Here is an 11,000-nt window from a genome sequence, read left to right as displayed (position 1 = left end):
GGCGTCAAAGAGGTCCCGCAGCTGGGCCGAGGACACGCGACCAGGATCGGGAGCCGCACGCCTGTCCGCCGATTCTGCCGCGGGCATCGCTCCGAGGGCACGCAACTGGCCTGCGACATAGGCGTCGAGTGACGTCCTCACCACGTGAGCGCTCAGCCCTCGGGATCCTGGTAGACGAAGCGATGGTCGCCCTTCTTCATCAACTCACCAGCGTGGTCGGGGACCTCATACTGCAGCGCTCGGTCGGTGCGCTGATAGCCGGTCGAGGGTGGACGCGGCGGCAGTTTCAGCTCCGGTCGCTTGACGTGCCGGTAGGGCACTGAGTTGAGCAGGTGCGCGATCATGTTGATCCGGGCCCGCTTCTTGTCCTCGGACTCGACCACATTCCAGCGTGACTCTTCGGTGTCGGTGTGCACGAACATCTCGTCCTTGGCTCGCGAATACTCTTCCCACTTGGTCAGCGATTCCAGGTCGGTGGACGACAACTTCCACCGTCGCATCGGGTCGGTGATCCGCGACGCGAACCGCCTCTCCTGCTCGGCGTCGGAGACCGAGAACCAGTACTTGCGCAGCATGATGCCGTCTTCCATCAGCATCCGTTCGAAGATCGGGCACTGCTGCAGGAATCGCCGGTGCTCTTGCGTGGTGCAGTACTTCATGACCCGCTCGACACCCGCCCGGTTGTACCAGGAACGGTCGAACAACCGGATCTCCCCGGCGGCCGGTAGATGCTCGATGTACCGCTGGAAATACCACTGCGTGCGTTGCCGCTCCGTGGGCTCCGGCAGCGCCACGACCTGGGCGACGCGAGGACTGAGATACTCGGTGACCCTCTTGATCGCACCCCCCTTGCCGGCCGCGTCTCGCCCTTCGAAAATGACTACCAGCCGCTGACCCTCGGACCGTATCCATTCCTGCATCTGCACGAGTTCGGCCTGCAGCCGCAACAACTCGATCTCATAAAGGTCCTTGGGCATCCTGTTCGACTTCGAGGCCATAGCGTTCATGGTGCCACTACCCGACCACGCGGGCGGCCAGCAGCACCAAGGACGACGGGACAGAATGGGCGCATGAGCCCTTCTGCCGCGCGCCCTCTGGACCTCCTGGACATCGACTCCGTCCTCACCGACGAGGAGTTGGCCGTGCGCAGCACGGTGCGGCAGCTCTGCGAGGAGGCGGTGCTGCCCCACGTGGCGCACTGGTATGAGGCAGGAGAGCTGCCCGGTGCCCGCGACCTCGCGCTCCGCTTCGGTGAGCTGGGGCTGCTCGGGATGCATCTGGAGGGCTACGGCTGCGCAGGGATGAGCGCGGTCGACTACGGGTTGGCCTGCCTTGAGCTGGAGGCCGCCGATTCGGGGATCCGGTCGCTGGTGTCGGTGCAGGGATCGCTGGCGATGTATGCGATCTGGGCGTTCGGCAGTGAGGAGCAGAAGCAGGAATGGCTGCCGTTGATGGCGGCCGGCGAGGCGATCGGCTGCTTCGGGCTGACCGAGCCCGATCACGGCTCCGACCCGGCGTCCATGCGCACCCGAGCCCACAGGGACGGCGGCGACTGGGTCCTGGACGGCACCAAGATGTGGATCACCAACGGGTCGATCGCTGACGTCGCGGTCATCTGGGCACGCACGGAAGAAGATGGACGCAGCACGATCCGAGGATTCGTCGTCCCGACCGATGCGCCCGGTTTCTCGGCGACCGAGATCCGGCACAAGATGTCGCTGCGGGCCTCGGTCACCAGTGAGGTGGTCCTGGAGGGCGTGCGTCTGCCCGCCGACGCGGTGCTGCCCGAGGTCACCGGCCTCAAGGGTCCGTTGTCCTGCCTGTCCGAGGCACGCTTCGGGATCATCTGGGGCTCAATGGGCGCAGCCCGGTCGGCGTTCTCCGCCGCCCTGGACTACTCGACATCGCGTGAGCAGTTCGGTCGTCCGATCGGTGGCTTCCAGTTGACCCAGGCCAAGCTCGCGCAGATGCACGGCGAGCTGACCAACGGCACCCTCCTCGCCCTGCACCTGGGCCGGCTCAAGGACCGGCAGGGCCTGCGACCCGATCAGGTCAGCGTGGGCAAGCTCAACAACGTCTCCAAGGCCATCGCGATCTGCCGCACCGCGCGCACCATCCTGGGCGCCAACGGCATCTCTGCGGAGTACCCCGTGATGCGCCACGCCAACAATCTGGAGTCCGTCCTCACCTACGAGGGCACCGAGGAGATGCACATGCTCGTCATCGGCCAAGCGTTGACCAGGCAGGCCGCGTATCGCTGAGGACGACCCTGGAGAGGTGTTGACACCCTCGCAGGCGTGGCCAACAATGAGGCAGCTCCATCAGATGGCTAGTCCACTAACCCACTTCTGAGAGAAGGCTGCCCGCCCATGACCCAGACGCGCGCGCCCGAGCGCCCGAATCCGATCTCCAAGGCGATGCGACCGATCAACGTCCTGGTCGAGCGCTTCATCCCCTCGGCCCTCGTCTTCGCCATCGTGCTCACCTTCGTGGTGGCGCTGCTGGCCCTGGTGCTGACCGACGCCGGCCCGGTAGAAGTTGTCACGACGTGGGGTGAAGGCCTCTCGGGCCTGCTCGCGTTCATCACGCAGATGTGCCTGATCCTCTTGCTCGGCTTCATCTTGGCCAGCACCCGCCCCGTCCAAAAAGGACTGCGCGCCCTGGCCTCCGTGCCCAGGACGCCCGTGGCCGCCTACGGGCTGGTCTGTCTCGTCGCCGCCCTCGCCTCGCTCATCACCTGGGGCCTGGGCCTGGTCGTCGGCGCGCTGCTTGCTATCCAAGTGGCCAAGCAGGGACGCAAACGGGGCCTGAAGTTGCACTTCCCGCTCCTGGTGGCCTCCGGCTACTCGGGCTACGTGGTGTGGCACATGGGCTATTCGGGCTCGGCTCCCCTGACCGCAGCAACCCCGGACTCCTTCGTGTCCGAGTACCTCGGCACCCCCCTGTCAGTCATGGAGACGACCTTCTCGACGTGGAATATCATCGCGGCGATCGTGACCGTCCTGGCGGTCGTCGGCGCGATGATGCTCGTCGCTCCGCGGTCTGGGGAAAAGATCGTCGAGTTCACCGCCGAAGTGGAGGAGGAGAAGGAAGCCGTCTACCAGGTGCAGACCCCTGCGGACCGGGTGGATGCCAGCCGCATCCCGACGCTCCTGGTGGGTCTGATGCTGGTGGCCTACCTCTTCCTGCACTTCAGCGATGGCGGCGGCCTGACCCTGGACATCGTCAACTGGTCCTTCCTCGCGTTGATCCTGCTCATGGTGCGCAGCCCTTTCGAGCTTCTCGACCTGACCTCCAAGGCCGCCTCCAACGTCGGCGAGATCCTCCTGCAGTTCCCCCTCTACGCCGGGATCATGGGCATCATGGCCAACACCGGTCTGATCCTGGTGCTCTCGGACGCCTTCGTCTCGATCGCCACGCCCACCACCTTCGGGGTGCTGGCGTTCCTCTCGGCCGGGTTGGTCAACCTCTTCGTCCCCTCTGGCGGCGGACAGTTCGCCGTCCAGGGGCCGCTGCTGCTCGACGTGGCTGACAAGCTCGGGGTCGACCCCTCGATCGCGGTCATGGCCCTGTCCTACGGAGATCAGTGGACCAACATGATCCAGCCGTTCTGGGCGCTGCCCGTCCTGGCCATCGCCGGCCTGAAGATGCGCGACATCCTCGGCTACACGACCGTGACGCTCCTCGTGTCCGGCGTCGTGCTGGCAGGGACGTTGGTCATCGTCTCCTTGTGAGCCGGAAGTGGCCCCGCCCCGATGCCGAGGAGGTCTCGCCCCATGCGCACTCAAGCCACGATGACGCGGCCACCCATCGCCAGCAGACCGCTGGCCCAGAACATGTCCATCGCCGCGGTCGAGATCCGCGCGCAGCCGTGCGACGCGGGCCAGGGTGGGATCGAGGCGGAGCCATGGATGGCGAAGTTGCCGTCGTAGAACATCGGCCGGTAGAGCTCGCCAAGCTCACCGTCGCGCCACCCTGAGCCATCGACATACCAGACTGAGAAGTCACCCGTGGGGGTATGGGCGACGTAGTCGCCGCCCTGGTACTCATAGGGCTCCCCGTTGCCGGTCGAGGTGTTGAAGATCATCGAGGTCGATCCTGCGCGCACGACCAGCAGCAACTGCAGGCCCAGGAGCACTTCGATGTGATCCCCTCCCGCGACGGGGGCGGGTCGCAAGCCGCGATCAAGCGCACCCAGGGTCATCGGCCCGGCGATGGCGTCGCGGTAGAGCCCGTTGGCCTTCTGCACGGCGTAGACGGCCTGCTGGGTCAGGTGACCGAAGCCGCCATCCGGCGCCCCGCACCAGTAGCCCTGGGCATTGAGCTTGTCCTGCAGGGCCCATACCCCCTCCCCTCCGTCCCCCCGCTGGAACTCGGTCGGAGGGGGTGGAGGCTCGGGTGCCGCCACCGGCGGCTCTGGTTCTGGGGTCGGCTCCGGGGCTGGTTCTGGGGCTGGCTCCTTCACCGTGTAGGCGTCAAGGTCGTCCTCCAGCCCACCCACGACCGCACCCATCACCAGTCCGAGACCCCCTCGGACGATGGTGCGACGCGGAAGCATGCGGCCAGCCAGAGCGCGGTGGGCAGCCACGGCTGCCGGCGCAAAACGCTCGAGGCGCATCGTCCCATCCCCTCTCGCAGCGAACACCTGAACACCCAGTAGACGCCACCGCACGGCCCAGATGTCCCCCGTGACACACCAGTGTTGCCGATTCGTGACCTTGTCGCCGGGGCTAGGCTGATTCTCATGACCTCGCCCCTGCCCTCTCTGCCTTCCTCTCGTCTCTCGCGCCGCAGCATGCTCGCGCTGGGTGGCGGCACCGCCCTCAGCGCGGTGCTGGCTGCCTGCGGGGGCAACACCGGCCGCGAGGCCACTCCTACCAGCGACGCGGCTGCAGGGACCTCGGGCGGCGGCGCGAAGCCGAGCCTGGCGCAGTGGTACCACCAGTACGGTGAAGAGGGCACCCAGGAAGCGGTCGAGGGCTATGCCGCGGGCTATCCCGGCGCAGACGTAAAAGTCTCCTGGAAGCCTGGTGACTACGACCAGTCGACGGCGGCCTCGCTGCTGACCGATGCTGGCCCGGACGTCTTCGAGTACGGCAACGGCCCCACGATCGACATGATCAAGGGCGGGCAGGTCGTCGACCTGACCGACGTCTTCGGCGACACCCTCTCCGACTTCACCCCGTCGCTCATCGAGCGGATGACCTACGACGGCAAGATCTGGGGTATCCCGCAGGTCGTTGACATGCAGATCCTCGTCTACCGCAAGAGCATCCTGGACAAGGCAGGCATCGCAGCCCCGGAGTCGATCGATGACCTCGTCGCGGCCGCCAAGGAGCTCACCACGGGTGATCAGTTCGGGCTGTTCCTCGGCAACGACGGAGGCGCTGGCCTCATGGGCGGCTCCATGCTGTGGGCAGCGGGGCTGGACTACCTGGACGGCGACCAGGTCGGCTTCGACGACCCCCGGGCCGCAGAGGCGCTGGCTGTGCTGCGCACGCTGTGGCAGGACAAGTCCGTGCTGCTCGGTGCACCGAAGGACTGGTTCGACGCGGCGGCCTTCACCTCCGGCCAGGCCGCGATGCAGTGGACCGGGCTGTGGACCTTCCCCTCGATCCAGGACGCTCTCGGTGACGACTTCGGCGCCATCCCGTGGCCCGCGATGACCGGCGGTGCACCGTCGGTGCCGGTCGGTTCCTACGGCTCCTGCGTCTCGGCGAAGTCTGCCGACGTCGACGCGGCCACGGCGTTCGCCAAGTGGCTCTGGGTCGACCAGACCGCCCACCAGCTCGACTTCGCCACCTCTTACGGCTTCCACATCCCGGCCCGCCTGAGCCTGGTCCCGCAGGCAGAGGTCCTGGCCAAGGGCCCCGCCCGGGACGCGGCCGACGCAGCCGCGAAGTACGGCCACGCCCAGACCCCGATGCTGTGGACGCCGAAGTCGGCCACTGCCTGGGGCGATCTGATGAGCCGCGTCGTCAAGGACGGGTCGGACCCGCAGCAAGAGCTGGACAAGCTCAAGCCGATCGTCGAGGCCGAGCTGGAGCGCGTCACCGCCTGACCGGCGCGTGCTCGACATACCCCCCCATGACACTGACTGCGCAACCCCGGCAAGCTGACCACACCGCCTCCGATCATGACCACCCGCGCGCCGGCAGCTGAGCGCACTCTCGGGCAGCGGCTGCGCGGGCGGTATGACGTCAACATCTGGTTCTGGGTGTTCGTCGGCCCGTTCCTGCTCGGGCTGGTCGTCTTCATCTATGTGCCGATCTTCTGGAGCATCTACCTCTCCTTCTTCGAGGCCTACAACACGGTCACGCCGACCAAGTTCGTGGGCTGGCGCAACTACACGGACATGCTCAGTGACCCGGCCTTCCGGGACTCGCTGGGCACGTTCGTCGCGTTCGCGGTCTTCATCGTCCCCACGACCTTCGTGCTCTCGCTGGGGACCGCAGTGCTGGTGGCGCGGACGACCTTCATGCAGGCGTTCTTCCGCTCGGTGTTCTTCCTGCCGACAGCCTGCTCGTATGTCGTGGCTGCCCTGGTGTGGAAGATGTCGATCTTCTCCGGCGTCCGGTCGGGCGTGGCCAACGCGGTGCGAGATCTCTTCGGGGCAGCGCCGATCCCGTGGCTGTCGCTGACCGACCCGCCGTGGTACTGGCTGGTCATCGTCAGCGCTCGGCTCTGGCTGCAGATCGGGTTCTACATGATCCTGTTCCTGGCGGCGCTGACCCGGATCTCGCCGACGCTGTATGAGGCGGCCGCCATCGACGGCGCCGCGGGGTTCCAGGTCTTCCGGCACATCACCTGGCCCCAGTTGCTGCCGACATCGACGGCCGTCCTGCTCCTCCTGCTCATCAACGCCTTTCAGGCGTTCGACGAGTTCTACAACATCCTGTCCAGCTTTGGGACCTACCCGCCGTACGCGCGACCGCCGCTGGTCTACCTCTACTACGTCGCGCTCGGTTCGGGTCAGGACTTCGGTCACGGCACAGCCGGCGCGGTGATCCTCACAGTCATCATCGCGGCGATCGCGCTGGCGCAGACACGGGTCCTGCGGCTGAGGGAGAAGGACTGATGACGATCGCAACCCCGACGCGACGCCGCGGGCGGGCACCGAAGGTGCGGACCGCGCCCGTGCGCGGCAACGACTCCAAGGCCAGCGTCGTGCTCCGCTGGGTGATCTTGATCCTGGGCGCCCTCCTCTTCCTGCTGCCCTTCTACCTGCTCTTTCGCAACGCGCTCACCGCTGAGGTGGACCTGGTCGCCCCAGGCTGGCACTGGCTGCCGCCGACCTGGGAGTGGGGCAACCTGCAGAGCGTCTTGGAGAGCCGCACGGTCCCCATGGGCAGAGCCCTGTGGAACTCACTCTTCATCGCGGTCACCCAGACCGTCGGCGTGCTGGTCCTCTCCGGCATGGCTGGCTATGGCCTGGCACGGATCCCCTACCGCTGGTCCGGCGTGGTGTTCTGGATCATCACCGTCACCCTGCTGATCCCGGCGGCGGTGACCTTCGTGCCCAGCTTTGTGCTGGTCTCCACGTTGGGGTGGATCTCGACCCTGCGCGGACTCATCATCCCCGGGCTCTTCCAGGCTCTCGCCACGTTCCTGTTCCGGCAGTTCTTCCTGTCCTTCCCCAAGGAGCTCGAGGAAGCAGCCGCCCTGGACGGGCTGTCCTGGTGGGGCACCTTCTGGCGGGTGGTGGTGCCTAACAGCGGCGGCTTCGCGGCGGCGATCGGCACGATCACCTTCATCGGCAGCTGGAATGCCTTCCTCTGGCCGCTGGTGATTGGACGATCGCAGGAGAGCTGGACCGTGCAGGTGGCGCTGTCCTCCTTCCTCACCGCCCAGTCGGCGCAGATCAGCCAGCTCTTCATGGCGGCGCTCATCGCCATCCTGCCGCTGCTGCTGATGTTCTTAGTGCTCCAGCGATGGATCGTCCAAGGGGTGGAACGGAGCGGGATCAGCGAATAGCTCGACGTTGCCAGGGAGGTGCCCGGGCGGTCTCGTCGGCTGCGGCCTAGTTTGCTGCGGCCTGGGTCACCATCACCGCGATCATCACGCGGTTGGTGACGTCGAGTTTGCTCTGGATCGAGGCGAGCTGGGTTTTGACGGTGCTCGGGCTGACGTAGAGCCGCTGCGCGATCTCGACATTGCTCAGCCCCGCAGCGACGTGGCCGGCCACCTCACGCTGCCGCGGGGTGAGAGTGCCCACTGCTGCGCGCGCGGCTCGCCAGCGTGAGGAGCGATCCAGCCGCACGTGCTGCATGAACTGCTTGGCGGTGCGCTTGGACACCGCGCCCTCCCCGGCCGCCACCGCGATGACGTGCGCGACGAGGTCCTCCGGAGACTCGGTCTTCAGCAGGAAGCCGTTGGCGCCGGCGGCTGCGGCGCGGAAGGGCTCGTCGTCGGAGTCAAAGGTCGTCAGCACGACGACCTCGGGCGGTGACGGCAGATCGCGCACCATGCGAGTGGCGGTGATCCCGTCCATCCGCGGCATCCGCACATCCATGAGGACGACGTCGGGATGGTGGCGCTGGACCGCCCCGACCGCCTCTGCACCGTCGCCGACCGCACCGACCACCTCGACGCGGCCGCCGCTGCCGCGATCCAGGATCATCCGCAGCCCCGAGCACACCATCGGGTCGTCGTCCACCAGCAGCACGCGCACTGCCGGCTCGGTGCTGATCTCAGCCATCGGCCCTGACTTCCTCTACTTGCGCCCAGGGCAGGTGCACGCGCACGACGAAGCGTCCATCTTCCTTGGGGATCTCCAGGACGCCACCCAGCATCTTCACCCGCTCCGCGATGCCGTCCAGGCCGGTGCCGGGCGCTCGCAGATGGACATCAGCGAGTGTGTTGCTCGCCTCGATATCGACGCCCGCTGAGGGGCCGCCGGCCACCTTGAGACGGAGCAGCTGGCCGGGCGCATGCTTACGGGCGTTAGTCAGCAACTCCTGGACGATCCGGTAGACGGAGTGACTGAGCACGGGGGTGGCGTCCTCCGCGTCCTGGAGGAAGACCGTCGAGGAGACGGGAGAGCCGGTCTGCGCCATGTCGTCGATCACCCGGGCCAGGTCGGCCAGCGACATCGCCACGGGAGCCAGCGCACCGTCGGCACTGGATCTGGCCGTCGGCTCACGCAGCACCGCCACCAGCGATCGCAGGTCGTCCATCGCCTTCTGGGCGTTCTCGCGGACGTAGCGGGCGCTTTCAAGCAGCTGTGGGTCGTCGGAGGCAGCGACTTCGAGGCCGCCCGCGTGCAGGGTCAGCAGCGAGAGCCGGTGCCCGATGACGTCGTGGACCTCCCGGGCGATCAGCTCCCGCTCCGCCTGCCGAGACAACTGTGCCTCCATCTCGCCGACTGCATCGCGCTGGACGATGGCCTCTGTGCGCGTGTCATCGAGCTCGCTGCGTGCCCGACGATAGAAGCCGATGGCGATCGGGGTCACCGCCATGAGCAGGAACACCAGGCTCACCGCGAAGACATTCAGAGGGACCCGCTGGGTCGACTCCATCGAGACCTCGCTCGGGCTGCTCAGCAGGCGCACGAACGAACTTGCCCCGGTGGTGCCAAGACAGTCGCGCAGGAACCACACGCCCAGACCCAGGACATAGAGAAAGCTGAGGCTCTCTGCCTCCTGCCGGCTGTCCCGTCGGATCGCCTGTGGCAGCAGGACCGCCATGACCGGCCCGATCGGGAAGATCAACTGGAGAAATCCCAGCCCCCAGGTCGCGTTGGCCAGGTCACGGCGCCGCAGCAACAGGAGCAGCGGGGCCCCCAGCGCGACGACCGTGGACAGCCCTTGCATGGCATCGGCGCCACCACCGAGGAGGCCCTCCCACTCCCAGAGCCGGTTGCGCTCCTCCGCGGCGCCGACGGCCGGAACGGTCAGCATCAGCGCTGCGAAGAACAGCAGCGCCGTGCGCGCCCAGTAGCCCACCTCCCTCCACCCGCGACCACTCGCGATCTGCTCCTTCGCCATACCTGTGACCTTAGGTCCGCCCACTGACGCACCACCTCCCCCGATCGGCCAGTCCGCGGCACCCCTCCCTGGCCGATCGGCTGCTCAGGAGTGCTCGGACAGGCGATGTGGCGGGAGCGTCGTCCAGATGGACTCATAAGCGTCAGATCCCTCGAGCAAAGGAGGCTCATCATGAGCACCAGCGACCAGCAGCCCATCCCCCCACCACCTGGCTTCGGAGCACCCACCGGGGCGCCCTACGGGTCTGGCCCAGCTGCGCCGGAGGCTAAGAAGAGCTGGCCGCGTCGGCACAAGATCCTCACCGGCGTCCTGGGCGCCGTCCTCTTCGTCAGCGTGATCGGTGCCCTCACCGGGGAGGACCCGGCGCCGACCAACGCGACACAGACTTCGGAGGAGCCGGCAGACGCCTCCGCCGAGGAAGGCGCGGGCTCGTCGGCCAGCTCGCAGGGATCGACGGCCGACGAGACCGCAGCCGAGCCGGCCGAAGCCGAGGAGAAGGCGGCCAAGGATAAGGCGGCGGCGGAGAAAGCGGCCGAGAAGAAGGCGAAGAAGGAGGCTGCGGACCAGAAGGCCGCTGAGGAGAAGGCGGCCAAGGAAGCGGCGGCCGCCCCGCCGACGCTCGGGGACGCCGTCACCATCGGCGACTTCTCTGTCACCGTGATCGGGATAGAGGGTGACCTCGACTACGTCGGGGAGCAGGGCTGGGGCGAGGCCGCCCAAGGCCAGTTCGTCACGATCGAGCTGACCGTGGAGAACGTCGGCACATCCTCCGAGATGTTCTTCGACGGCGACCAGCTGCTCATCGACGAGCAGGGGCGCGAGCACTCAACCTCGAGCGCCGCCTTCCACCTGGACCAGGAGAGCCTGTGGCTGACCGACATCAACCCCGGCAACACCGCCAAGGGCGCACTCCTCTTCGACATCCCGGTCGACGCCTCGCCGGTGACCCTCAAGCTCAGCAGCGGCTTCTTCGGCGACACCGCGGAGGTCGCCCTGAGGAACTAAAACCCACCG

10 protein-coding genes are annotated in these 11,000 nt (G+C 67.2%); 6 read left to right on the top strand and 4 right to left on the bottom strand.

Annotated elements, in window-relative coordinates; translation table 11 throughout:
* Positions 1 to 152: 152 nt before the first annotated feature.
* On the bottom strand, positions 153 to 998 hold the full coding sequence (gene ppk2, locus Q4P07_RS08825; protein ID WP_303374544.1) for a polyphosphate kinase 2: 846 nt from the start codon (positions 996 to 998) through the stop codon (positions 153 to 155).
* Positions 999 to 1,070: 72 nt separating this feature from the next.
* Here ppk2 and Q4P07_RS08820 point away from each other — a divergent pair, with 72 nt between their 5' ends.
* Together Q4P07_RS08820 and Q4P07_RS08815 are read left to right on the top strand one after the other, a co-directional pair.
* Positions 1,071 to 2,261, top strand: a complete 1,191-nt coding sequence (locus Q4P07_RS08820; protein ID WP_303374543.1) for an acyl-CoA dehydrogenase family protein — start codon at positions 1,071 to 1,073, stop codon at positions 2,259 to 2,261.
* 108 nt (positions 2,262 to 2,369) lie between these two features.
* On the top strand, positions 2,370 to 3,734 hold the full coding sequence (locus tag Q4P07_RS08815) for a short-chain fatty acid transporter (RefSeq protein ID WP_303374542.1): 1,365 nt from the start codon (positions 2,370 to 2,372) through the stop codon (positions 3,732 to 3,734).
* Positions 3,735 to 3,784: 50 nt separating this feature from the next.
* Here Q4P07_RS08815 and Q4P07_RS08810 read toward each other — a convergent pair whose 3' ends face one another.
* Positions 3,785 to 4,618: a L,D-transpeptidase family protein gene (locus Q4P07_RS08810; protein ID WP_303374541.1), complete on the bottom strand. Its 834-nt coding sequence runs from the start codon at positions 4,616 to 4,618 to the stop codon at positions 3,785 to 3,787.
* Between the two features lie 126 nt (positions 4,619 to 4,744).
* Here Q4P07_RS08810 and Q4P07_RS08805 point away from each other — a divergent pair, with 126 nt between their 5' ends.
* The 3 genes from Q4P07_RS08805 to Q4P07_RS08795 all read left to right on the top strand — a co-directional run bounded on the left by Q4P07_RS08805 (position 4,745) and on the right by Q4P07_RS08795 (position 7,974).
* Positions 4,745 to 6,061 (top strand): ABC transporter substrate-binding protein, encoded by a 1,317-nt coding sequence (locus Q4P07_RS08805; RefSeq protein WP_303374540.1) that lies wholly within the window; start codon positions 4,745 to 4,747, stop codon positions 6,059 to 6,061.
* Positions 6,062 to 6,136: 75 nt separating this feature from the next.
* Positions 6,137 to 7,078 (top strand): carbohydrate ABC transporter permease, encoded by a 942-nt coding sequence (locus Q4P07_RS08800; RefSeq protein ID WP_303374539.1) that lies wholly within the window; start codon positions 6,137 to 6,139, stop codon positions 7,076 to 7,078.
* Complete coding sequence (locus Q4P07_RS08795) at positions 7,078 to 7,974, top strand: carbohydrate ABC transporter permease (RefSeq protein WP_303374538.1); 897 nt, start codon at positions 7,078 to 7,080, stop codon at positions 7,972 to 7,974. Before Q4P07_RS08800 ends, Q4P07_RS08795 begins: the two co-directional genes overlap by 1 nt.
* Positions 7,975 to 8,020: 46 nt before the next feature.
* On the opposite strand, the gene Q4P07_RS08790 is transcribed toward Q4P07_RS08795, so the two are convergent.
* Positions 8,021 to 8,698, bottom strand: a complete 678-nt coding sequence (locus Q4P07_RS08790) for a response regulator transcription factor (protein WP_303374537.1) — start codon at positions 8,696 to 8,698, stop codon at positions 8,021 to 8,023.
* Entirely contained in the window at positions 8,691 to 9,986 is a 1,296-nt protein-coding gene (locus tag Q4P07_RS08785) for a sensor histidine kinase (RefSeq protein WP_303374536.1), read from the bottom strand. Before Q4P07_RS08785 ends, Q4P07_RS08790 begins: the two co-directional genes overlap by 8 nt.
* A gap of 171 nt (positions 9,987 to 10,157) precedes the next feature.
* Between Q4P07_RS08785 and Q4P07_RS08780 the strand changes: the two genes are divergently transcribed.
* Positions 10,158 to 10,991, top strand: a complete 834-nt coding sequence (locus Q4P07_RS08780; protein ID WP_303374535.1) for a DUF4352 domain-containing protein — start codon at positions 10,158 to 10,160, stop codon at positions 10,989 to 10,991.
* Positions 10,992 to 11,000: the final 9 nt, after the last annotated feature.

Source organism: Ornithinimicrobium sp. (assembly GCF_030537745.1).
Taxonomy (GTDB): domain Bacteria; phylum Actinomycetota; class Actinomycetes; order Actinomycetales; family Dermatophilaceae; genus Ornithinicoccus.
This window is presented reverse-complemented; position numbering and strand designations above follow the sequence as displayed.

Excerpts from the sequence above, each read along its gene's own strand:
- ppk2 (WP_303374544.1), bottom strand. The coding sequence starts at position 998 with ATGGCCTCGAAGTCGAACAGGATGCCCAAGGACCTTTATGAGATCGAG.
- Q4P07_RS08820 (WP_303374543.1), top strand. The coding sequence starts at position 1,071 with ATGAGCCCTTCTGCCGCGCGCCCTCTGGACCTCCTGGACATCGACTCC.
- Q4P07_RS08815 (WP_303374542.1), top strand. The coding sequence starts at position 2,370 with ATGACCCAGACGCGCGCGCCCGAGCGCCCGAATCCGATCTCCAAGGCG.
- Q4P07_RS08810 (WP_303374541.1), bottom strand. The coding sequence starts at position 4,618 with ATGCGCCTCGAGCGTTTTGCGCCGGCAGCCGTGGCTGCCCACCGCGCT.
- Q4P07_RS08805 (WP_303374540.1), top strand. The coding sequence starts at position 4,745 with ATGACCTCGCCCCTGCCCTCTCTGCCTTCCTCTCGTCTCTCGCGCCGC.
- Q4P07_RS08800 (WP_303374539.1), top strand. The coding sequence starts at position 6,137 with ATGACCACCCGCGCGCCGGCAGCTGAGCGCACTCTCGGGCAGCGGCTG.
- Q4P07_RS08795 (WP_303374538.1), top strand. The coding sequence starts at position 7,078 with ATGACGATCGCAACCCCGACGCGACGCCGCGGGCGGGCACCGAAGGTG.
- Q4P07_RS08790 (WP_303374537.1), bottom strand. The coding sequence starts at position 8,698 with ATGGCTGAGATCAGCACCGAGCCGGCAGTGCGCGTGCTGCTGGTGGAC.
- Q4P07_RS08785 (WP_303374536.1), bottom strand. The coding sequence starts at position 9,986 with ATGGCGAAGGAGCAGATCGCGAGTGGTCGCGGGTGGAGGGAGGTGGGC.
- Q4P07_RS08780 (WP_303374535.1), top strand. The coding sequence starts at position 10,158 with ATGAGCACCAGCGACCAGCAGCCCATCCCCCCACCACCTGGCTTCGGA.